At 69.6% G+C, this 21,568-nt stretch carries 19 protein-coding genes; 4 read left to right on the top strand and 15 right to left on the bottom strand.

The window, feature by feature from the left end:
• Positions 1-246 precede the first annotated feature (246 nt).
• Positions 247-1,740, bottom strand: coding sequence for a transcriptional repressor NsdA (locus BLU79_RS35380; protein ID WP_093910084.1), 1,494 nt, complete (start codon positions 1,738-1,740; stop codon positions 247-249).
• A 458-nt stretch (positions 1,741-2,198) separates the two neighbouring features.
• Here BLU79_RS35380 and BLU79_RS35375 point away from each other — a divergent pair, with 458 nt between their 5' ends.
• On the top strand, positions 2,199-2,855 hold the full coding sequence (locus tag BLU79_RS35375) for a bifunctional DNA primase/polymerase (protein ID WP_093910083.1): 657 nt from the start codon (positions 2,199-2,201) through the stop codon (positions 2,853-2,855).
• A 110-nt stretch (positions 2,856-2,965) separates the two neighbouring features.
• On the opposite strand, the gene ftsY is transcribed toward BLU79_RS35375, so the two are convergent.
• Positions 2,966-4,177, bottom strand: coding sequence for a signal recognition particle-docking protein FtsY (ftsY, locus tag BLU79_RS35370; protein ID WP_093910082.1), 1,212 nt, complete (start codon positions 4,175-4,177; stop codon positions 2,966-2,968).
• Positions 4,178-4,282: 105 nt separating this feature from the next.
• Here ftsY and BLU79_RS35365 point away from each other — a divergent pair, with 105 nt between their 5' ends.
• On the top strand, positions 4,283-5,254 hold the full coding sequence (locus BLU79_RS35365) for an LLM class flavin-dependent oxidoreductase (RefSeq protein WP_093910081.1): 972 nt from the start codon (positions 4,283-4,285) through the stop codon (positions 5,252-5,254).
• Positions 5,255-5,399: 145 nt separating this feature from the next.
• Here the strand turns inward: BLU79_RS35365 and BLU79_RS35360 are convergent, their stop codons facing one another.
• The 4 genes from BLU79_RS35360 to BLU79_RS35345 form a co-directional block, all read right to left on the bottom strand.
• Positions 5,400-6,815, bottom strand: a complete 1,416-nt coding sequence (locus BLU79_RS35360) for a sugar porter family MFS transporter (protein ID WP_093910080.1) — start codon at positions 6,813-6,815, stop codon at positions 5,400-5,402.
• Positions 6,816-7,041: 226 nt separating this feature from the next.
• A complete protein-coding gene (gene smc / locus BLU79_RS35355; RefSeq protein WP_093910079.1) occupies positions 7,042-10,650 on the bottom strand; it encodes a chromosome segregation protein SMC in 3,609 nt (1,202 codons plus the stop codon).
• Between the two features lie 262 nt (positions 10,651-10,912).
• Entirely contained in the window at positions 10,913-11,116 is a 204-nt protein-coding gene (locus tag BLU79_RS35350) for a hypothetical protein (protein WP_030048901.1), read from the bottom strand.
• A gap of 383 nt (positions 11,117-11,499) precedes the next feature.
• A complete protein-coding gene (locus BLU79_RS35345; RefSeq protein WP_093910078.1) occupies positions 11,500-11,781 on the bottom strand; it encodes an acylphosphatase in 282 nt (93 codons plus the stop codon).
• A 152-nt stretch (positions 11,782-11,933) separates the two neighbouring features.
• On the opposite strand from BLU79_RS35345, the gene BLU79_RS35340 reads away from it, so the two are divergent.
• Positions 11,934-13,100 carry a CAP domain-containing protein gene (locus BLU79_RS35340; RefSeq protein ID WP_093910077.1) on the top strand — a complete coding sequence of 389 codons (1,167 nt, stop codon included), beginning with the start codon at positions 11,934-11,936 and terminating at the stop codon, positions 13,098-13,100.
• Positions 13,101-13,165: 65 nt separating this feature from the next.
• On the opposite strand, the gene BLU79_RS35335 is transcribed toward BLU79_RS35340, so the two are convergent.
• The gene (locus BLU79_RS35335) at positions 13,166-13,756 is read right to left on the bottom strand and encodes a flavodoxin family protein (protein ID WP_093910076.1); all 591 of its coding nucleotides are present in this window, start codon (positions 13,754-13,756) and stop codon (positions 13,166-13,168) included.
• Between the two features lie 107 nt (positions 13,757-13,863).
• On the opposite strand from BLU79_RS35335, the gene BLU79_RS35330 reads away from it, so the two are divergent.
• The gene (locus BLU79_RS35330) at positions 13,864-14,265 is read left to right on the top strand and encodes a winged helix-turn-helix transcriptional regulator (protein WP_093910075.1); all 402 of its coding nucleotides are present in this window, start codon (positions 13,864-13,866) and stop codon (positions 14,263-14,265) included.
• Here BLU79_RS35330 and mutM read toward each other — a convergent pair.
• The 8 genes from mutM to recG form a co-directional block, all read right to left on the bottom strand.
• Positions 14,238-15,098, bottom strand: coding sequence for a bifunctional DNA-formamidopyrimidine glycosylase/DNA-(apurinic or apyrimidinic site) lyase (gene mutM, locus BLU79_RS35325; RefSeq protein ID WP_093910074.1), 861 nt, complete (start codon positions 15,096-15,098; stop codon positions 14,238-14,240). The genes BLU79_RS35330 and mutM overlap by 28 nt on opposite strands.
• 93 nt (positions 15,099-15,191) lie before the next feature.
• Entirely contained in the window at positions 15,192-15,992 is an 801-nt protein-coding gene (gene rnc / locus BLU79_RS35320) for a ribonuclease III (protein WP_093910073.1), read from the bottom strand.
• A 19-nt stretch (positions 15,993-16,011) separates the two neighbouring features.
• The gene (gene rpmF / locus BLU79_RS35315; RefSeq protein ID WP_003951102.1) at positions 16,012-16,185 is read right to left on the bottom strand and encodes a 50S ribosomal protein L32; all 174 of its coding nucleotides are present in this window, start codon (positions 16,183-16,185) and stop codon (positions 16,012-16,014) included.
• Between the two features lie 2 nt (positions 16,186-16,187).
• Positions 16,188-16,829 carry a YceD family protein gene (locus tag BLU79_RS35310; RefSeq protein ID WP_093910072.1) on the bottom strand — a complete coding sequence of 214 codons (642 nt, stop codon included), beginning with the start codon at positions 16,827-16,829 and terminating at the stop codon, positions 16,188-16,190.
• Between the two features lie 138 nt (positions 16,830-16,967).
• The gene (locus tag BLU79_RS35305; RefSeq protein WP_093910071.1) at positions 16,968-18,080 is read right to left on the bottom strand and encodes an ATP synthase F0 subunit B; all 1,113 of its coding nucleotides are present in this window, start codon (positions 18,078-18,080) and stop codon (positions 16,968-16,970) included.
• 57 nt (positions 18,081-18,137) lie between these two features.
• On the bottom strand, positions 18,138-18,617 hold the full coding sequence (gene coaD / locus BLU79_RS35300) for a pantetheine-phosphate adenylyltransferase (RefSeq protein WP_218137809.1): 480 nt from the start codon (positions 18,615-18,617) through the stop codon (positions 18,138-18,140).
• Positions 18,618-18,643: 26 nt separating this feature from the next.
• Positions 18,644-19,231, bottom strand: a complete 588-nt coding sequence (gene rsmD, locus BLU79_RS35295) for a 16S rRNA (guanine(966)-N(2))-methyltransferase RsmD (RefSeq protein ID WP_093910069.1) — start codon at positions 19,229-19,231, stop codon at positions 18,644-18,646.
• A gap of 80 nt (positions 19,232-19,311) precedes the next feature.
• Positions 19,312-21,528: an ATP-dependent DNA helicase RecG gene (gene recG, locus BLU79_RS35290; RefSeq protein ID WP_093910068.1), complete on the bottom strand. Its 2,217-nt coding sequence runs from the start codon at positions 21,526-21,528 to the stop codon at positions 19,312-19,314.
• Positions 21,529-21,568 lie beyond the last annotated feature (40 nt).

Genomic DNA, 21,568 nt, shown 5'->3' with positions numbered 1-21,568 from the left:
AGCACCATTTCGATGGAAGCCCCTCGTTGTTTCGCCGCCGTGACGAAGGCACCCTGTGTGTTACGCGTTGATGAACTCCGAGATGTTCGGCTGCACGATCGTTATCGTGGCGCAACCTTCACAGAGGGAAGAAAGACCGGCCGCGGTCGGCCTTCCGATGACCTGGCATGGGGGAGCCGAGTCGGGCAGTTCGGGAGGGCCGGCCGCGGCCGGAGTTCTGGGGTTTCCGGGGTTCGCCCGGGTCGGTCAGACCGCCTCCGCGGTCTCCGGCAGCTCCACGGCGAGCTTGTCGGTGAGGTCGACGACCTCGGCGAGATCCCCGAAGTCACGAGCGGCCGTGTCGACCGTCTTTCGAATACGAGTGTTGACGCGCTCGGAGCGCACCTTCTTGGCGATCTGCATGGCCTGCTCGGCATAGACCGCGCTGCGCTCGGGCTCGCGCCGCAGCAGATGGACCGTGGCCATGCCGATGAGGTTCAGCGCGTACGACCGCTGGTGCTCGCCGTCCTTCGCGAACAGGTCCACGGCCCGCTGCATCACCGGCTCGGCCAGTGAGGCGTACGTCGGGCTGCGGCCGGCGACATAAGCGAGGTCGCGGTAGGAGTGGGAGTTCTCGCCGTACAGCTCGGCCTCGGAGAAGAAGCGGATCCAGTCGGGGTCCGGCTCGTCCCAGTCGTCGGCCTCGCCGAAGGTGTCCTCGGCCATCCGGACCGCCCGCTTGCACTTGCCCGGCTGGCCCATGTTGGCGTAAGCGCGGGCCTCCATCGCATACAGCATCGACTGGGTGCGCGGGCTCGCGCAGTCCCGGCTGCCGTACTGCGCGAGGTGGATCAGCTCCAGAGCGTCGTCGGGCCGGCCGAGGTGGATCATCTGACGGCTCATGCTGGAGAGGACGTACGAGCCGAGCGGCCGGTCGCCCGCCTCCTTGGCGGCGTGCAGCGCGAGGACGAAGTACTTCTGCGCGGTGGGCTGGAGCCCCACGTCGTACGACATCCAGCCGGCCAGCTCCGCCAGTTCGGCGGCGACCTTGAAGAGCCTGCGGGTGGTGGCCTCGGGCTGGGGCTCCTGCAGCAGGTCGGTCACCTCGTGCAGCTGGCCCACGACCGCCTTGCGGCGCAGTCCGCCGCCGCACTGGGCGTCCCACTGCCGGAACATCACCGTGGTGGACTCCAGAAGGTCCAGCTCGGGCTTCGACAGCCGGCCACGCGCGCGTGACGACGGGACGGACGCGGGCTCCTGGTACGGCGCGGGCGGCGCCGGGACCAGCCAGCGCTGCATCGGTTCGATGAGGGACGGGCCGGCGGACAGGGCCAGCGAGGTTCCGAGGAAGCCGCGCCGCGCCAGCATCAGGTCGCTGCGCGAGAACTCGCCGAGCAGGGCCACCGTCTGCGGGCCCGTCCAGGGCAGGTCGACGCCGGACACGGAGGGTGACTGACGGGCGGCGCGCAGGCCGAGGTCCTCGACGGAGACGACACAGCCGAACCGCTCGGAGAACAGCTCGGACAGGATCCGCGGGATCGGCTCACGCGGATTCTCGCCGTCCAGCCAGCGGCGCACCCGCGAGGTGTCGGTGGAGATGTGGTTGGCACCCAACTGACGGGCTCGGCGGTTCACTTGACGGGCGAGTTCGCCCTTCGACCAGCCGCTGCGCACGAACCAGGACGCGAGCAGCTCGTTGGGGCGCTTGTCGGCCTGCGATGCGCCACCAGCACTCGTACCGCTTCCGCTGTTGCCGCTCACTGGAACGCCCCCATCCCTTGGACCACTTGTCACCGAGTGCGCCAAGCCCTATCAGAATGCCGGTAAATACGGTCGCCCGTCCGGCAGTTCTCACCCTTCGAACGGAAAGCCGACTTGCCCCCGGCATACCCACGAGTGCATGTGCCCCGAGGTTCCGTGCACTCACGGTAATCCTACGATCACGCCTCCAGCCATGGCGATCCCGGAATCGCCACCATTCGCCACCCCTTCGAATGAACTAACGGTGGCCTCCACGCGATTCACTTGACATAGGACGGCCGGAAGTGGGCGGAGCGAAGCACTCAGGGGCGCGCGTTGCCGAGTCCGCGACCCGGGGCACTTCCGAGCGCTACGTGGATCGAGCGGCGCCACGGGGTAACGGGCCGCCTAAGAACACACAGGGTCACGTCTTGCATCCGCGTCGTAACCACCGGCGCGCTGGACCCGTTGGAGGGGGCATGGGCTTCACGATCGGCGGCATCCGGGAGATCCGGTCCGGCTCGCGTCGACGCGGCCGCTCCTCGGAGTGCACTGCCGTCGCCGAGTTCACCGGACTGTGGGGCTGGGACGTGGTGCCCGGCGCGCGAGCCGCTGCGGGCGCCTGTTCGTGCGGCCGCGCCGACTGTGACGCGCCCGGCGCACACCCCCTCGGCTTCGCGCCCGAGGTTCCGGCCGGGGCCACGCTCGACGAGGTGAGCAAGGCGTGGTCGGAGGTTCCGGGCGCCGCGGTGATGCTGCCGGTCGGGCGGGCGTTCGACGTGATCGAGGTGGCCGAGCCCGCCGGAAGCCGCGCGCTGACCCGGCTCGAACGCATGGGTCTCCCCCTCGGGCCGGTCACCGCCACCCCCGAGGGCCGCGCCCACTTCTTCGTCGCCCCCGGCGCCGCGGCCGAGCTCCCCGAACTCCTCTACCGCATGGGCTGGGACGACCCGACCCACCTCGACCTGCGCGGCCTCGGCCCGGGTACGCACCTCACGGCCCCGCCGTCCGACCGGGGCGGACTGGGTCCGGTGCGCTGGCTGCGGCCGCCCGCGCTGGACACGGCGACGAAGCCGCCGGCGGCCCGGCTGCTGCTGGGAACGCTGGCTTACGTGGCGCATCGGTCGCGGGCGTAACAAGAGGCACCACCTGTCACAGCCGTACACAGCGAAGCGCCCGTCCCCCAACTGCACCTTGGGAGGCGGGCGCTTCTTCGAGCAGATACGAATTTTCGTGGGTGCCGGATTCACTCTCCGATAAGGGCGTCAACGAACGCCTCCGGCTCGAACGGCGCCAGATCGTCGGAGCCCTCGCCCAGCCCGATCAGCTTCACCGGCACGCCCAGCTCGCGCTGCACCGCGACGACGATGCCGCCCTTGGCCGTGCCGTCCAGCTTGGTGAGCACGATGCCGGTGATGTCGACGACCTCGGCGAAGACACGGGCCTGGACCAGGCCGTTCTGCCCGGTCGTGGCGTCCAGCACCAGCAGCACCTCGTCCAGCGGCGCGTGCTTCTCGACGACTCGCTTGACCTTGCCGAGCTCGTCCATGAGGCCGGTCTTGGTGTGCAGGCGCCCGGCGGTGTCGATGAGGACGACGTCGGAGCCCATCTCCTTGCCCTCCTTCACCGCGTCGAAGGCGACGGAGGCGGGGTCGCCGCCCTCCGGCCCGCGCACGGTGTGAGCGCCGACGCGCTCGCCCCAGGTCTGGAGCTGGTCGGCGGCTGCGGCACGGAAGGTGTCGGCGGCACCCAGGACGACACTGCGGCCGTCGGCCACGAGGACGCGGGCGAGCTTTCCGGTGGTGGTGGTCTTGCCGGTGCCGTTGACGCCGACGACCATCACGATGCCGGGCTTGCTGGCCTCCGGCTCGGTCTTGACCGTGCGGTCGAAGTCGGTGCCGACCAGCTTGAGCAGTTCCTCGCGCAGCAGGCCGCGCAGTTCCTCGGGGGTGCGGGTGCCGAGGACCTTCACGCGTTCGCGCAGGCCGTCGACCAGTTCCTGGGTGGGGGCCACGCCGACGTCGGCGGTGAGCAGCGTGTCCTCGATCTCCTCCCAGGTGTCCTCGTCGAGGTGCTCGCGCGACAGGAGCGTGAGCAGGCCCTTGCCGAGGGCGTTCTGCGAGCGGGAGAGCCGGGCGCGCAGACGGATCAGGCGACCGGCGGTGGGCTCCGGGACCTCGATCTCGGTCGGCGGGAGCTCTTCGACGACGGGCGGTTCCTCGACGGCGGTCGATGCTCCGCCGCCCGGGAGGTCCACCTCCTCTATGGTCCGGCGCGGTTCGTCGCGCGGTGTCTCGGCCTCGTCGCCGACGTGCGGCTCGGCCGGAGGGGCGGTGATGTCGGGGGCGGCCGGGGGCGGCGGAGGCAGCGGCTTCTTGCGCCGGGTGCCGACGATGAGCCCGCCGAGCGCGCCGAGCACGACCACGGCGATGACTACAGCAAGGATGACGATGTCCATAACCCGACCAGTATCGGCCATGGAGTGCCGCGACACCCCTCTGGATGTCTGACACACCGTCAGCTAACGTCCCTCTCCACATCCGCCCGGTGAAGGGGGACCCCCATGCCCGTCACGGTCGTACGCTTCAACCTCGTCGAGCCCGACGCGACCCCCGCCTCGCTCGCGGCCCGCTACCAGGCGGCCGTACAGATGGCCGCGTACGCCGACGAGCACGGCATCACCACCGTGCAGACCGAGGAGCACCACGGCGTCGACAACAACTGGCTGCCGTCACCGTTGACCTTCGCGGCGGCGGTCTTCGGCGCCACGCGGCGCGTCGCGGTCACCGTCTCCGCGATCATCGGCCCGCTGCACGACCCGCTGCGGCTCGCCGAGGAGATCGCCGTACTGGATCTGCTGAGCGGCGGGCGACTGGTGACGGTCGCCGGGATCGGGTACCGGCCCGAGGAGTACGCCCTGTTCGACGTGGACTGGAAGCAGCGGGGGCGGCTCCAGGACGAGCTGCTGGAGACGCTGCTGAAGGCGTGGACCGGCGAGGAGTTCGAGTACCGCGGCCGTACGGTACGGATCACTCCGCGCCCGTACACCGCCCCGCACCCCCTGCTCCTGGTCGGCGGCTCCTCGAAGGCCGCCGCCCGCCGGGCCGCCCGGCTGGGGCTGCCGTTCTTTCCCAGCGCGCATCTGCCGGAGCTGGAGGCGTACTACAAGGAGCTGCTCGTCGAGTACGGCACCGAGGGCTGGACCATGATGCCGGCCGCCGAGACACCGCTGCTGCACGTGGCCGAGGATCCCGACCGGGCCTGGGCCGAGCACGGCCGGCACTTCCTGCACGAGGCACGGACGTACGCCTCCTGGCAGTCCGGGGACATCCGCTCGGCGGTGAAGTCGGCGGCCACGACGGTGGAGGAACTGCGCGCCGAGGGCGTGTACCGGATCGTGACGCCTGAGGAGTGCGTGGCGCTGGGGTTCGACAACTACGTGCTGCATCCGTTGTCGGGCGGGATGCCGGTGGAGGAGGGGTGGCGGAGTCTGCGGTTGTTCGCGGAGGAGGTGCTTCCGGCGTTGGAAGGCTGACCGGCTCTCTGGCCACGCGCTCGCTGGGTGACCCGCGCACACGACACCGCCGCCCCGGCTCGGGCAGTGGCCGAGCCGGGGCGGCGGCTGTTTACGGGGAGAGGGGCAGCGGGGACTTGGCCCTTCCCCCCGAGTTCAGGGGCGGTCAGCCCATCTCCTCCAGCTTCTTGCCCTTGGTCTCGGGCACGAACTTGAGGATGAACGGGATGGAGAGGAAGGCGAACACCGCGTACATCACGTAGGTGAGCGACAGGTTCCAGTCCGACAGGTCCGGGAAGGTGATCGTGATCACCCAGTTGGCGATCCACTGGGCCGAGGCGGCCACACCCAGGGCGGCGGCGCGGATCTTGTTCGGGAAGACCTCGCCGAGCATGACCCAGACGACCACACCCCAGGACAGGGCGAAGAAGAGGACGAAGGCGTTGGCGGCGATGAGGGCCACGTAGCCCTGCGCGGTCGGCAGCGGGTCGTTGCCGTTCTGGAAGGAGAAGGCCCAGGCGGCCGCCGCGAGCGAGATGCCCATGCCGACGGAGCCGATGAGGGCCAGCGGCTTGCGGCCGATGCGGTCGACGAAGATCATCGCGATGACGGTGCCGATGATGTTGATGATCGAGGTCTCGAACGAGTAGAAGAACGAGCTCGACGGGTCGACGCCGACGGACTGCCACAGCAGGTTCGAGTAGTAGAAGATGACGTTGATGCCGACCAACTGCTGGAAGACGGAGAGGCCGATACCGATCCACACGATCGGCAGCAGACCGAACCGGCCGCCCAGCAGGTCCTTGAACGTCGACTTGTGGTCGCTCTTCATGGCCTGCTCGATCTCGGTGACCCGGCCGTCCAGGTCCGCGCCGCCCTCGACGTCGGCGAGGACCTTCTTGGCGTCGGCGATACGACCGACGCTGATCAGGTAGCGCGGCGACTCGGGGATCGCGAAGGACAGCAGGCCGTAGACGACGGCGGGTACGAGCATCACGCCGAGCATCCACTGCCAGGCCTCAAGGCCCGCGACCGTCCCGCGCTCCTCGCCGTCGGCCATGTTGAGGATGGCCCAGTTGACGAGCTGGGAAATGGCGATGCCGATGACGATGGCCGCTTGCTGGAACGAGGCGAGCCGGCCTCGGTACGCGGGCGGGGCGACCTCGGCGATGTAGGCGGGGCCGATGACCGAGGCCATACCGATGGCGATGCCGCCGAGGACACGCCAGGCGGCGAGGTCCCACGCGGCGAACGGCAGTCCGGAACCGACGGCGCTCACGGCGAACAGCACCGCCGCGATCTGCATGACGCGGATCCGGCCGATGCGGTCGGCTATGCGGCCGGCGATGGCGGCACCGAGGGCACTGCCGAGCAGGGCGCTGGCGGCGACGGTACCGGTGACGCCGGAGCTGAGGTCGAACCGGGCCTGGATACCGCCGTTGGCTCCGTTGATGACGGAGCTGTCATAGCCGAACAGGAAGCCGCCCATGGCAGCCGCCGCGGTGATGAAGACGACGTGCCCGAGATGTTCGGGGTGCGCCGCCTTTGCTCCTGACGTGGGTGCCTGCGCTGTGCTGGTCACGTGTAACTCCTCGGGCCACCGGCAACGCTGCCGGGTGGGGGTCAGCCGCTCCAAGTAGTGATACCTGAAGGTAAAAGCAACGTTGCCGAGACTATGCCTTCAAGTTTCGAAGTCAATAGGCGAGGTGCTGTGACTTTCGAGACGCGACGAGGTGAGATGTGTTCACTTCTTGAAGTGAAGGTGAAGGTGGTTGGAGGGACCGATCGGCCGACCGACCGGGAAGGCGTCAGCGAAGCCGCTGGCTGATGACCTTCGACACGCCGTCACCCTGCATGGAGACGCCGTACAGCGCGTCGGCGACCTCCATCGTGCGCTTCTGATGGGTGATCACGATCAGCTGCGAGGCTTCCTGCAGCTCCTGCATGATGCGGATCAGCCGCTGCAGGTTGGTGTCGTCGAGGGCGGCCTCGACCTCGTCCATGACATAGAACGGGCTCGGCCGGGCCTTGAAGATCGACACCAGCATCGCGACGGCGGTGAGTGAGCGCTCACCACCCGAGAGCAGCGACAGCCGCTTGACCTTCTTGCCCGGCGGACGTGCCTCCACGTCCACACCCGTGGTGAGCATGTTGTCGGGATCGGTCAGGATCAGCCGCCCCTCACCCCCGGGGAACAACCGGCTGAAGACGCCCTCGAACTCCCGGGCCGTGTCCCGGTACGCCTCGGTGAAGACCTGCTCGACGCGCTCGTCGACCTCCTTGACGACCTGGAGCAGGTCGGCGCGGGTCTTCTTCAGGTCTTCGAGCTGCTCGCTGAGGAACTTGTGCCGTTCCTCCAGCGCGGCGAACTCCTCCAGCGCGAGCGGGTTGACCTTGCCGAGCTGCTGGTAGGCCCGCTCGGTGGCCTTGAGCCGCTTCTCCTGCTCGGACCGGACGAACGGCTTGGGCTGGTTGCGCGGGTGCTCGGGGTCGTCGGGAAGCTGCTCGCCCTCGGCGGGCGGGGAGGGCGGTACGAGCTGGTGGGGGCCGTACTCGGAGACGAGCCCCGCCGGCTCGACGCCCAGCTCCTCCAACGCCTTGGTCTCCAACTGCTCGATCCGCATGCGCTTCTCGGCGCCGAGGACTTCGCCACGGTGGACGGAGTCGGTGAGCTTGTCGAGCTCGGCCTTGAGGTCGCGGCCCTGGTTACGGGCGACGGTGAGTTCCTGCTCGCGCCGGGCCTTGGCCGCCTCGGCGGCGGTGCGCTCCTCGTCGGCGCGGGCGAGGGAGACCTCGACGTGCGCGAGGAGTTGGCGCGCACCGGAGGCGACGGCTTCCGCGACGGCCGCCTCGTGCCGCAGCCGGGCCCGCCGCTGTTCGGCACGCGCGCGAGCCTCGCGTTCGGCGCGGGCGGCCCGGTCGAGGGAGTCGGCCCGTCCGGCCAGTCCCTTGACCCGCTCCTCGTGGGTACGGACCTGGAGCCGGGCCTCCATCTCGGTCTGGCGCGCGTTGGCGCCGTCGGCGGCGAGACGGTCCCGTACCGACGTGTCGGGTTCCTCGTCGACCGGCATCTCCTCGGCGACGGCGAGCCGTTCGGCCAGCTCCTCGACCTCCTGGAGGGCCTTGTCGAGCGCGTCCTGCGCCCGCGCCGCGGCGGCGACGGAACGCTCCGCTTCGCCTGCCGCCCCCCGTGCCTGCCCGGCAAGCCGGCCCAGCTGCTGCGCCACGGCCGACTTCTCTCGGTCGGCGGCCCTGCGCCGCTCCCCCAGCTCTTCGACCAGCGCGGCACAGTCCTTACGCCGCTCGATGGCAGCGTGCTGCGCCTCGGTCAGCTCCTCGCACCGCACGGCCAGTTCTTCCAGCTCGGCGGCGGCCTGGTCCACGGAGGCCTGCACTTCGAGGAGACTCGGCGCTCCGGCGGACCCGCCGTGCGCGAAGTGGGCGCCCAGAAGGTCGCCTTCGGCGGTTACGGCGGTGAGGTCGGGGTGGGAGTAGACCACGTCCTCGGCGTCCTCAAGGGTGCCTACGACGACGATGCCGCGCAGGAGGCGGCGTACGGCGGGCATGAGTTCGGAGGGACCGCGGACGAAATCTGCCGCGTGCTGTTGTCGGGCGTCTGCGGGTGCGTCGTGGCTGGTCGCGCCCCGTGGCGGAGCCGCAGATTGATACAGCCCCGCGCCCCTTTGGGGCGCTTCCGGCTCCCCTGCCAGCAGGAGTGCGGCTCGGCCGCCGTCCTGCTTGCGCAGCAACCGGATCGCTTCCGCCGCGGCGGCCGGCGAGGTCACCGCGATCGCGTCGGCCGCCGCTCCGAAGGCCGCCGCCAGGGCGACCTCGTAGCCGGGTGTCACCGTCAGCATTTCCGCCGCCGGACCGAGGAGGCCGGTCAGGCGGTCGCGGGCGCCGAGCAGTATCCCGGTGCCGTCCTTTCGGCGCAGCCCGAGCGCCAGCGCCTCGTGGCGAGCCTGGGTCGCCGCGCGCCTCCGTTCCGCTGCAGTGGCCGCCTCGCGCGCTGCCGTGAGGGTGGCCTCCGCCTCCCCCAGCTGCCGCTTCGCGGCGTCGTGCTGCTCGCCGAGTTCCGCGTCGCCGGCGTCCAGGCCGTCGACCTCGGCCTTCAGCGCCTCGTACTCCTCCTGGGCGGTGAAGGCGCGCTCCTGGGCCTCGTCGCGGGCGGCGGCCAGGCGGTCGATCTCGGACTGGGCGGCGGCTGCCCGCGAGCGCGCCGCGTTGACCTGCCCGTTCAGCCGGGCGAGCCCTTCGCGGCGATCGGCGATGGCCCGGGCGACGTCCTTCAGACGCCGCTCTTCGAGGGCGAGCTCGCGTTCCAGTTCGGCACGGTGGGCGACCGTGTCCTCAAGGGCCCGCTCGGCCGCCTCCAGGGCCGCTTCGAGCTCGGCCTCCTGCTCACGGATCCGGGCGGCCTCGCGCTCCATGTCCTCGGGGTCGCGGCCCCGGCGCTCCTCCGGCGGCGTGGACGTCGCGCTCTTCACGCGCGCGTCGGCCAGCGAGATCGTGCCGCGCACCCGCTCGGCGAGCTGGGACAGCTCGTACCAGGTCTGCTGGGCCCGCTGGAGGCGCGGCGTGAGCTGCCGTACCTCGTCCTCCAGGAGCGCCTCTCGCTGCAGGGCCTTCTTCAGCTCCTGTTCGGCGGACTCCTTGCGGTCCTTCAGCGCGGCCTCGTCGGCGACCTCGGCCTGGAGCGCCTCCCGGAGCCGTACGAGATCGTCGGCGAGGAGACGGAGCCGGGCGTCGCGCAGGTCGGCCTGGATGACGGCGGCCCGTCGAGCGACCGCCGCCTGGCGGCCCAGCGGCTTGAGCTGCCTGCGCAGTTCGTCCGTCAGGTCCTGCACGCGCGCGAGGTTGGCCTGCATCGCGTCCAGCTTCCTGAGGGCCTTCTCCTTGCGCTTGCGGTGCTTGAGGACGCCGGCGGCCTCTTCGATGAAGGCGCGGCGGCCCATGGGATCGGCGTGCAGGACGGAGTCGAGCTGGCCCTGGCCGACGATGACGTGCATCTCGCGGCCGATGCCGGAGTCGGAGAGGAGTTCCTGGATGTCGAGGAGTCGGCAGGTGTCGCCGTTGATCTGGTACTCGCTGCCGCCGTTGCGGAACATGATCCGCGTGATGGTGACCTCGGCGTACTCGATGGGCAGCGCCCCGTCGGAGTTGTCGATGGTCAGCGACACCTCGGCGCGGCCCAGCGGCGGGCGGCCGGTGGTGCCGGCGAAGATGACGTCCTCCATCTTGCCGCCGCGCAGCGACTTGGCGCCCTGCTCGCCCATCACCCAGCTGAGCGCGTCCACGACATTGGACTTGCCCGAGCCGTTCGGTCCGACGACACACGTGATACCCGGCTCGAACCGGAGTGTGGTCGCCGAGGCGAACGACTTGAACCCGCGGAGGGTCAGGGCCTTGAGGTGCACGCCGCTGGACTCTACCTTCCGGGGATGTCTCGCTCCATGAACCCACGGTTTCACCGGTGAACGTGCAGGGCACACCAGACGTTAAAGAGGGTGAAAGGATGCGCGGGGCATTAAGTCGGGGGCAAGAAAGAAGGGACGCCGAAGCGTCCCTTGCAACTTCTTTCGGCTGACTGGCCAGCCGTTTGACAACTTAGTGGTTGAACTTAGCGGTTGATACGGGCCGCCCAACCACTGCTGGTGCTGTTGTGGAGCGATGCAGTGATCAGGTGAGCGCAGGCTCCGCCTGGTGTGCGTCGATGCTCTCCATGATCCTGTCGTGAGAAGCGGCAGCCGTCAGCGCGTCGTTCTCCGCCTGGATCCGTCCAAGCTCGGATTCCAGGTCCTGGACACGCTGCTGGAGCCGTCGCATCTCGGCGAGGAGTCGAGGGTCGGAGCCGCCGACGTAACCGAGAAGCGCCTTTGCCATGATGGATGGTCCTCCACACTGAGTGACCGACCGAAGCGGTGTGGGTCGTGAGGGAATCGCACCCGCGGTTGCTTGGCAGGCCTGGAGTTGTACTGCCGTTCAGCCATGCCAAACAGCTAAGGTGCGCGGGGCTTTCAGCGTCTCACCAAAAAGTTTGACGGTCAACACGATCACGCCCCGTATCGGTGGGTAACCCGGGGGCGCACGGCCGGAAAGCAGCGGTGCGACGACTCCTGCGGGCCCCTCGGGGCGTGGCGATCATCCTTATCTGCGGAGCCTGCCACTGCAAGGGGGTTATTGGCAACCACCTGCTTCTTTCTGCTCGGGGCAGTTGCCGGTGGCAGATCCCTCCGCTTGTGCCAGGCCCGCTTTACAGAATCGGCTCAGCGGATCGCGAAGCCGTCGTAACCCCCGCGAGGTGTGTCCCAGATCTCGGTGACACCGTCCACCCGCCCGGGCGTGTCGTTGCCCTGAAGCCAGTCCAGAAGTCCCTCACAGCCCGTCCGCGAGCCCTCCGCGACCACCTGGACGCGTCCGTCGTCCAAATTGAGAGCAAAACCACTCAGGTCGCCGATCTCGAGGGCCTTGGCCCGCGTGAACCAGCGAAAACCCACACCTTGGACGCGTCCACGCACCCAGGCGACCAGCCGTACATCCTCGCTCATGACTGCAACCTAACGGGCCAATGTCTCTCCGGGCACTTCCTCCCCGGGCGCCATGCGGTACCGTCCCCACCCAATGAATCCCATATGAAACTCACACGATCGAGTGAGTTCTGTGAGGACGTTGAGACCGCACGGACGAGGAAGGCCAGAACATGGGACGCCACCGACGCTCCGCCGCCGGCCGCGCCGCCAGGGGCCGCGCCACGGGGGTCACACACACGGACGGCTCCTATACGGAGAGCCACGACCCCCTGGACTCGTACGCGAGTGACAGACCCACGATGGGCATCGCGCCCTATCTGAACCCGGAGGCGTACGCCGAGGCCTACGCGAAGAGTGACGCCTACCTCTTCGCCTCGGACGACGACTACGACCGGATCACCGGCCCCACGACCTTCCCGAGCGACGCCGCGTCCATGAACGACTCCGACGCGGGCCCGGCCACCGCGGTCTTCCACAGCGGCGGCTTCACACCGGACGCCGGCTCACGGCGACCCGGGGGCTCGCACCGTCGCCGTAAGAAGAAGGCCGCGGCTCCGGTGAAGACCGGGCTGCTCGGCGTCTCCGCCGCGGTCGCCCTGGGCACCGTCGCGGTCGCCACGGGCGTCGTGCCCGGCATCGACAACTACCAGCTCGGCGGGGGCAGCAGCGCGGACCGGGTGCAGGCCGCGGACACCCCCACCAACTCCCCCAGCGAGCAGGGCGGCACCTCCGGCAGCGCCGAGAGCCACGAGGACGGCGGCTCGACGAGCCGCGACGTCCAGCGGCCCAGCTCTCCGGCCCCGTCGATGTCGTCGGCAGCGCCGACGAAGACCCCGTCGAAGAAGCCGTCGGCGACACCCAGCGAGAAGCCGAAGGAAACGCCTTCCCGTGCGGCCACGAAGGCGCCGGAGAAGAAGCCGGAGAAGGAGAAGACCACCGACCCGGTGGCGGTGTCCGCGCAGTCCGCCGCCGCGGCCGAGGTGCTGAGCCTGGTCAACGAGGAGCGCGCGAAGGTGGGCTGCAGCGCGGTCTCCGCCAACAGCGCGCTGGCCGATCTGGCCCAGGACTTCAGCGAGGCCATGGCCGAGCGGGGCTTCTTCGACCACACCGACCCCGACGGGGCCTCCCCCTGGGACCGGGCCGCGCAGGCCGGCATAGTCGACCTCGGCGGCGAGAACATAGCCCGCGGCCAGGCTGACGCGGCGGCCGTGATGGAGGCCTGGATGAACAGCCCGGGCCACAAGGCCAACATCCTGAACTGCGACTTCAAGACGCTGGGGGTCGGCGTGCACTTCGGCTCCGGCGGGCCTTGGTGGACGCAGGACTTCGGGTACTAGCACCACGTACGGCTAGGGGCTCCCAACCGGTGACCGGGTGGGAGCCCCTCGTCGTACTCCTGCTCTTACGCGGCGACCGCGGCCCGCCCGTGCGCGAACACCTTCGCCGTCTCGGCCACCCGGCGCCCCAGGTGCTCGGCCGTCGCGACGTCGGCCTTGTGGACGGCCTCCGGCCCCTGGTCGGCGTTGGTCTGGGCGGCGGCGCCGGTGAAGACGCCGAGGCGGTTGAGGTCATTCTCGGAACCCGCGCTGTTGTTCCAGCCGGGGAGCAGGCCGAGGTTGATCCAGTGCATGCCGAGCTGGGCGGCCAGGATCTGGAAGAACTGCAGGGTGTGCAGCTTGTCGCCGCTCTTGGAGGCGGAGTTGGTGAAGCCCGCGGCCAGCTTGTCCGTCCAGGCCTGCTCGGCCCAGCGCTTCGAGGTGGCCTCCGCGAAGACGTGGAAGGCGCCGGACGCGGTGCCCATGTAGGTCGGCGAGCCGAACACGATGGCGTCCGAGCCGTCGAGGGTGGCCCACTGCTCCTCGGTGATCTCGTCCACCTTGATCAGGTGCACCTCGGCACCGGCCTCGACGGCACCGGTGCGTACGGCCTCGGCGATGACAGCGGTGTGGCCGTAGCCGGAGTGGTAGGCGATGGAGACAACAGGGGTGGTCACGTACGTACTCCCGAAATAGGCAGCTCACTGGCGATGACGAAAGGAAAGCACTAACTTCTGGTTAGTGCAACCTCCCGGTTAGCGCTGCCTGCGAGTACGCTAGCGCCATGGACACCACGCAGGAGCGCATGGAGGCGCAGGACCTCCCGTACGACGTGTTCGCCAAGGCCTGTCCCTCGCGCGGCACGCTGGAGCACGTCACGGGCCGCTGGGGCGGGCTCACGCTCGGCGCCCTCTACGAGGGCTCGCTGCGCTTCAACGAACTGCGTCGCCGTGTCGACGGCGTCAGCGAGAAGATGCTGTCCCAGACGCTGCACGCCCTGGAGCGGGACGGCCTGGTGCACCGCGAGGCCCAGCCGACCAACCCGCCGCGGGTCGACTACGAGCTGACGGCACTCGGGCGCGGGGTCGCCGAGCGGCTGCTGAGCCTCATCCACTTCGTGGAGGGGCAGATGGACGACGTGCTCGACGCACGCCGGCACTACGACGAGACGCGCGGCACCCTCTGACACTTCGGGCAGAAGTAGCTGGACCGGTTCATCCAGGGCCGTCGGCGCATCGGCGTGCCGCACCGCTTGCACGGCAGTCCCTCACGGCCGTACGCGTCCAGCGACCGGTCGAAGTAGCCCGACTCGCCGTTGACGTTGACGTAGAGGCTGTCGAAGCTGGTGCCGCCCACCGCGAGGGCGGCGTTCATGACGTCCCTTACGTGGCCCAGGAGTTCGAGGCTGCGGGGACGTGTGAAGGTCGCGGTCGGGCGGTCGTAGTGGAGGCGGGCGCGCCAAAGGGCCTCGTCCGCATAGATGTTGCCGACGCCGCTGATCAACGACTGGTCGAGCAGGGCCCGTTTGATGGTCGTGCGCTTGCGGCGCAGGGCCTGGTGGAAGGCCTCGTCGTCGAAGAGCGGGTCGAGCGGGTCGCGGGCGATGTGCGCGATGACGTCGGGCAATCCGTCGGGAGTGTTGTCGTGCAACGACAGGCCGCCGAAGGTGCGTTGGTCGACGAAGCGCAGCTCGGTGTCAACGGCGTCCGCGAACCGCACCCGGATCCTGAGGTGCTTCTCGTCGGGCGCGGTGTGCGGCTGCACCAGCAGCTGGCCGCTCATGCCGAGGTGCGCCAGGATCGACTGGTCCGTGTCCTCCAGGGGCAGCCACAGGTACTTGCCGCGGCGGCTCGGTGTGCCGACGCGGTGGCCCTTGAGGCGGTGCGCGAAGTCGTCCGCCCCGGCGAGATGCCTGCGCACGGCACGCGGGTGCAGCACCTCGGCGTCGGCGACGGTGCGGTGGGCGACCCACCGCTCCAAGCCGCGCCTGACGACCTCGACCTCGGGCAACTCGGGCATGGGATCCCCCGTACACACCTGTCGGGTATGGACCGAGCGCCCGCCCCGTGGCCATGGCCTGGCTGGGGCGGGCGCTCGGATCGCGCTGTTCGGTCAGGCGGAGGCCGACGGCGCGTCGGCATCGGGCTCGGGCTCGGCGGCATCCGCTGCCGCCTTCGCCTTCTTGGCGCGCTCGTCCGCCGCGGCCCGGATGGACCGCCACGCGGATTCCGCGGCCTGCTGCTCCGCCTCCTTCTTGCTGCGGCCGGTGCCGGTGCCGTACGAGACGCCTCCGACGCGGGCGGCAGCAGTGAAGGTCTTCTCGTGGTCGGGGCCTGTCTCCGTGACCAGGTACTCGGGCACACCGAGCCCCTCGGTCGCAGTGAGCTCCTGGAGACTGGTCTTCCAGTCCAAGCCGGCTCCGAGGTTCGAGGACTTCTCGATCAAGGGGTCGAACAGGCGGTGCACCAGCTCCGCCGCCGAGTCCAGTCCCTGGTCGAGATAGACCGCGCCGATCACCGCTTCCAGGGTGTCGGCGAGGATGGACGCCTTGTCCCGGCCGCCCGTGCCTTCTTCACCACGGCCGAGCCGGATGAAGGAACCCAGGTCGAGCCCACGGCCCACCTCCGCCAGCGCACGCGAGTTGACCACCGCGGCCCGAAGCTTGGCCAGCTGGCCTTCGGGCAGATCGGGGTGGGTGCGGTACAGCGTGTCCGTGACCACGAGGCCGAGGACGGAGTCCCCGAGGAACTCCAGACGCTCGTTGGTCGGCAGACCGCCGTTCTCGTACGCGTAGGAACGGTGGGTCAGCGCACGCACCAGAAGGGCGGACTCGAGCTTGTACCCGAGCCGCCCTTCCAACAGCGTGTGGGACGAGGCTGTGTTGTCCGCAGCGTTCTTCTTAGGCGTGGACACAGTGCCTCTCACCAGCCGCTCAGACCTCGAGGACCTGGCGCTTGTTGTAGGTGCCGCACGAGGGGCACGCGATGTGCTGCTGCTTGGGCTCGTGGCAGCGCTCGCACGCAACCAGGGTGGGGACCGCAGCCTTCCACTGCGACCGGCGGTGGCGCGTGTTGCTGCGCGACATCTTCCGCTTCGGAACAGCCACGGCTACTTCTCCTGCTTCTCGTCGACGCCCGGTTCGGCGCCGCTCATCTCGTCCTTCTCGCCGTCTCCGAGTGAACCGGCGAGTCCCTGCAGTGCCGCCCAACGGATGTCGACGGCGTCATGATGGTGGTCCGGGTCGTCCGCGAGACGCACGCCGCACTCGGCGCACAGTCCCTGGCAGTCTTCCTGGCACACCGGCTGCATCGGCAGTGCGAGCACCACCGCATCACGCAGCACGGGTTCGAGGTCGAACATGCCGTCCTCGAGAAAGAGCCTGTCCTCGTCGTCCTCGGCGTCGTCGCCGGGTTCCGCGTGGTGAACGCGGCCCCGGTCGTCGGCGTCAGGGTACGAGAACATCTCCTGGAATTCCGCTTCGACGTCGAGCTGAAGCGGCTCCAGACACCTTACGCACTCCCCCTCGGCCTGTGCACGGGCGGTGCCTGTGACAAGCACCCCTTCCATGACCGACTCGAGCCGGAGTTCGAGCTCCACCGGGGCGCCTTCCGGCACTCCGACGACTCCCTGGATACCGAAGTCCTTGGGGGCGTCGATCTCGCGAGTCAGGCGCTGCAGCGCACCGGGCCGCCGACCCAGCTCGTGTGTGTCGAACACGAGAGGGTTGCGGTGGTCGAGGCGGGCTGTCACGCCATTCCTGCTTTCGATCTGCTGAGCTCAGAGGGTCACTGCCCTGCGGTGTTCCCGGGCAGCTTTGATCGCGGACGTACGCGCGACCGAAGAGCCAGGATACTGGACCTTTCGCTCACGGCCCAATCCGGTGGTGGCCTACTGGCCGCGCCCCTGCTCGTAGGCCCGCAACTGCTCCGCGCTGATCATGCTCGTGTCGAAGAGGCTGGTCTCGTCGAGGGCGTAGCCCTGGTCGCCCTGCGCGGTCTGCTGCGGGACCTGGTTCGGGTCGTAGGCGGCCTGCTGGGGGGCGTAGCCCTGGAAGGGGGCACCTCCCGCCGGAGCGTAGCCGGAGGTGGGGGAGTAGGGATCGGCTTGCTGGTAGCCGTACGCGTCCTGCTGGCCGCCGTAGCCCTGCTGGTAGCCGCCGTACGGATCCGCGCCCTGCTGCTGGTAGCCGTACGCCGGCTGCGCGACCTGCGGGTCGTACTGCGGCTGCGCCGGTACGGCCGGCTGCTCGGCCGGGGCCGCCGGAGCCGCTGGGGTGTCCCGCTCCGCGAGGGCGGCCAGGTCGGCGAGGTAGTCGGCGTCGCTGGAGTGCTGGACGGTGGTGGCGTCGTCGGCGAGGGAGCCCAGGTCGTCGGTGGCGATACGGCCGTGCAGCTTCTGTCGGCCGCGGCCGACCGCCTCCAGGGTCTTCGCCAGCACCGCCTCGAAGGCGCCGAGCTTGGCGTCGACGTACTCGTCGGCCGTGCGGCGCAGGGTCTCCGGGTCGTGGCTGCGCTCGGGGGCGTCCTCGTCCTCGTAGCCCTGCTCGTCGGTGCCGGGGCCGGTGCCGAGGAGCTTCTCCCGGCCGCGGCCGACGGAACCGAGGGTCTTGGTGAGGACGACCTCGAAGTTGGCGAGCTTGGAGTCGACGTAGTCGTCGGCCTCCGCGCGGACGTCCTCGGCCTCCTTGCGGGCCTCGGCGAGGAGACGCTCCCCCTCGGCCTGGGAGCGGCGGGCGACCTCGGTGTCGGAGATCAGCGAGCCGCGCTCGGCGTGTGCGCCCTGAATGATCCGCTCCGCCTCCTGGCGGGCCTGCTCGACCATCTGCTCTCGGCCGCCGATCAGCTCCTGGGCCTGGGCGAGGGAGCCGGGCAGGGCCTCACGGACCTGTTCGAGCATCGCGAGCAGTTCGGCGCGGTTGACCACGCACGAGGCCGACATGGGCATCGACCGGGCGCCGGAGACCGAGGCGACGATCTCGTCGAGCTTCTTCTGCACGTCCACCTGTGCTCGCCACTCTCTACAGCTGTGTTGGAGACGGACGGGACGACTGTAGCCCCATCAGTCCTTGCGCAGACGCTTGTTCAGGGCCTCGAGCACGACCGGCGGCACGAGGTGGGAGACGTCGCCGCCCCAGGTCGCCACTTCCTTGACCAGAGAGGAGGACAGGAAGCTGTAGGTGGGGTTGGTCGGCACGAAGAGCGTCTCCACTCCCGACAGGCCGTTGTTCATCTGGGCCATCTGCAGCTCGTAGTCGAAGTCGCTGACCGCGCGCAGGCCCTTGACGATGGCCGGGATGTCGCGCTGCTTGCAGAAGTCGACGAGGAGGCCGTGGAAGGCCTCGACCCGGACGTTCCCGTACTCGGCGGTGACCTCGCGGATCAGGTCGATCCGCTCGTCGACCTCGAACAGGCCCTTCTTGGCCTTGTTGATCATGACTGCGACGTAGACCTCGTCGTACAGCCTGGAGGCACGAGAAATGATGTCGAGGTGTCCGTTGGTGATCGGGTCGAACGACCCGGGACAGACGGCGCGGCGCACTTGTGATCCCTCGCTCTCCGGTCCGGTCATCGTGCGTCTTCGCACGTAGAGGCGGCGCGACCGTACCAAAACGTTCCCTCGCCGTAGCGACGGGCCCGGATCCCTTCGAAACCGTCCGGCCACCCGAACTCGCCACCTCTGGTGCTGCGCTCCACGGTGACGAGCGCCTCCGGCGCGAGCCAGCCCCCTGAACGGAGTGTGAGCAGAATCTCGCGAAGATCGTCGTCCGTGACGGCGTAAGGGGGGTCGAGGAAGACGATGTCGTACGGCTCTGTCGGTGCCGGGGTCTGGATGATCTGTTCGGCTTTGCCCGCCCTCACTTCCGCGCCGGGCAGGCCGAGAGACTTGACGTTCTCGCGGACGATGCGGGCGGCTCTGGCGTCGGCCTCGACGAGGAGGGTGTGGCCTGCGCCGCGGGAGAGGGCCTCCAGGCCTACGGCGCCCGAGCCGGCGTAGAGGTCGAGGACGCGTTCGCCTTCGAGGGGGCCGCCGAGAAGGGACTGCCAGGTGGAGAAGAGACCTTCGCGTGCGCGGTCGGAGGTGGGGCGGGTGCCGGTCCCTGGCGGGACGGCCAGGCGGCGTCCGCCGGCTGCGCCAGCGATCACGCGGGTCATCTGCGGTCCTTGTTTGTGGGCGTCTTTAGGTATCAGTGTGGCTGGTCGCGCAGTTCCCCGCGCCCCTGGGTTGGCATCCCTCACCCCTTTTCCAGGTACTGCTCCCTTTCGTCGTCCAAAAGGGCGTCCAGAGCCGTTCGTAGGCCTGGCAGGCGCTCCAATTCCGGATCGGCCGCCACTAGTGCCACCGCCTCCTCCCTCGCCTCCGCGATGATCTCCTCGTCCTCGATGACCGCCAGCATCCGCAGGCTGGTGCGGGCGCCGGACTGGGCCTGGCCGAGGACGTCGCCCTCGCGGCGTTGTTCGAGGTCGATGCGGGAGAGTTCGAAGCCGTCGAGGGTGGCGGCGACGGCGTTGAGGCGCTGGCGGGCCGCGCTGGCCTCCGGCATCTCGGTGACGAGGAGGCAGAGGCCCGCCGCCGAGCCTCGGCCGACGCGGCCGCGCAACTGGTGGAGCTGGGAGACACCGAAGCGGTCGGCGTCCATGATCACCATGGCGGTGGCGTTCGGGACGTTCACGCCGACCTCGATGACCGTCGTGGCGACCAGCACGTCCGTCTCGCCGGCGGCGAAGCGGCGCATGACGGCGTCCTTGTCATCGGGGTGCATACGGCCGTGCAGGACCTCGACCTTGAGGCCCTGGAGCGGCCCCTTGGCCAGCTGGTCCGCCACGTCGAGGACGGCGAGCGGCGGACGCTTCTCGGCCTCGTCCTCGGGGGACTTCTTCTTGCCCGCCTTCTTCGGGTCGTCTTCCTCGTCCCCGATGCGCGGGCAGACGACGTACGCCTGATGGCCGTTGCCGACCTCCTCGCGCACCCGCTCCCAGGCGCGGGCCAGGAAGTGGGGCTTGTCGGCCGCCGGGACCACATGGCTGGCGATCGGGGAGCGCCCGGCCGGGAGCTGGTCCAGGACCGACGTCTCCAGGTCACCGAAGACGGTCATGGCGACCGTGCGCGGGATGGGCGTGGCCGTCATGACGAGCAGATGGGGTGGCTGCTTGCCCTTGCCGCGCAGGGCGTCGCGCTGTTCGACGCCGAAGCGGTGCTGTTCGTCGACCACGACCAGGCCGAGGTCGTGGAACTGCACCTTGTCCTCGATCAACGCGTGCGTGCCGATCACGATCCCGGCCTCGCCGGTGACGAGATCGAGCAGCGCCTGGCGGCGTCCGGCGGCCCCCATGGAGCCGGTGAGCAGCACGACCTTGGTGGCCTTGTCGGCCCCACCCAGCATCCCGCCCTCGGCCAGCTCGCCCATCATCTCGACGATGGAGCGGTGGTGCTGCTGGGCCAGCACTTCGGTGGGCGCGAGCATCGCGGCCTGCCCGCCGGCGTCGACTACGGCGAGCATGGCGCGCAGCGCCACCATCGTCTTTCCGCTGCCCACCTCCCCCTGGAGCAGCCGATGCATCGGATGCTCGGTCGCCAGGTCGTCGAAGATCTCCTTCGAGACCTTCTGCTGGCCCTCGGTGAGGGTGAAGGGCAGGCGGTCGTCGAAGGCCGTGAGGAGGCCGTCGGGGCTGGGTTTGCGGGCGACCGCCGGGAGTTGGGCGTCGGCGTGGCGGCGGCGGGCGAGGGCCACCTGGAGGACGAAGGCCTCGTCCCACTTGAGTCGGGAGCGGGCGTCCTCGATGTCCGCCTTGGTGTGCGGGCGGTGGATCTTGAGGAGGGCCTCGGGGAGGGGGACCAGGCCGCGGCCCTCGCGGAGTGAATCCGGGAGGGGGTCGATCGCTTCCTGGGCGCTGGGCAGGACCGTCTGGATCGCCTTGCCGATCTTCCAGGACTCCAGTTTGGCCGTGGCGGGGTAGAGGGGGATCAGGGCGCCTGCCCAGGTCTCCACCGTTTCCGCAGCCTGGTCGTCGGCACCCCGCAGCAACTCGTACGCCGGATGGGCCAGTTGCAGGCGGCGGTTGAAGACGGAGACCTTGCCCGCGAACATCGCGCGTGTGCCCGGCAGCAGCTCCTTGTGGGGCTTGTGAACGCCGTGGCCGAAGAAGACCAGTTGGAGGCGGCCACTGCCGTCGGTGATCGTGACTTCGAGGCGCTGGCCCTTGCCGCGGGGTGCCTTGGCGGAGGCGAAGGTGTGCAGGCGGGCGTCGGCGACCATGGCGACCACCGTGACGTGCTCGTCCATCGGGAGGTCGGCGAGGTGGGTGAGCTGGCCGCGCTCCTCGTATCTGCGCGGGTAGTGGTGCAGGAGGTCGCCGACTGTGTGCAGGCCGAGGTGCTCGGCCATCACCTTCGCGGTGGGAGGGCCGAGCACTTTCTTCAGTGGTTCTTCCAGTGCGGGCACGAGATCCATTCCACACCACGGCACTGACAATGCCGTAGAGGTCGCGGCG

The sequence above is a fragment of the Streptomyces sp. cf386 genome (genome assembly GCF_900103585.1).
Taxonomy (GTDB): domain Bacteria; phylum Actinomycetota; class Actinomycetes; order Streptomycetales; family Streptomycetaceae; genus Streptomyces.
Note: the sequence above shows the minus strand (reverse complement) of the source record. Positions and strands in the feature narration are given on the sequence as shown.

Excerpts from the sequence above, each read along its gene's own strand:
- BLU79_RS35375 (WP_093910083.1), top strand. The coding sequence starts at position 2,199 with ATGGGCTTCACGATCGGCGGCATCCGGGAGATCCGGTCCGGCTCGCGT.
- ftsY (WP_093910082.1), bottom strand. The coding sequence starts at position 4,177 with ATGGACATCGTCATCCTTGCTGTAGTCATCGCCGTGGTCGTGCTCGGC.
- BLU79_RS35365 (WP_093910081.1), top strand. The coding sequence starts at position 4,283 with ATGCCCGTCACGGTCGTACGCTTCAACCTCGTCGAGCCCGACGCGACC.
- BLU79_RS35350 (WP_030048901.1), bottom strand. The coding sequence starts at position 11,116 with ATGGCAAAGGCGCTTCTCGGTTACGTCGGCGGCTCCGACCCTCGACTC.
- BLU79_RS35345 (WP_093910078.1), bottom strand. The coding sequence starts at position 11,781 with ATGAGCGAGGATGTACGGCTGGTCGCCTGGGTGCGTGGACGCGTCCAA.
- BLU79_RS35340 (WP_093910077.1), top strand. The coding sequence starts at position 11,934 with ATGGGACGCCACCGACGCTCCGCCGCCGGCCGCGCCGCCAGGGGCCGC.
- BLU79_RS35330 (WP_093910075.1), top strand. The coding sequence starts at position 13,864 with ATGGACACCACGCAGGAGCGCATGGAGGCGCAGGACCTCCCGTACGAC.
- mutM (WP_093910074.1), bottom strand. The coding sequence starts at position 15,098 with ATGCCCGAGTTGCCCGAGGTCGAGGTCGTCAGGCGCGGCTTGGAGCGG.
- rsmD (WP_093910069.1), bottom strand. The coding sequence starts at position 19,231 with ATGACCCGCGTGATCGCTGGCGCAGCCGGCGGACGCCGCCTGGCCGTC.
- recG (WP_093910068.1), bottom strand. The coding sequence starts at position 21,528 with ATGGATCTCGTGCCCGCACTGGAAGAACCACTGAAGAAAGTGCTCGGC.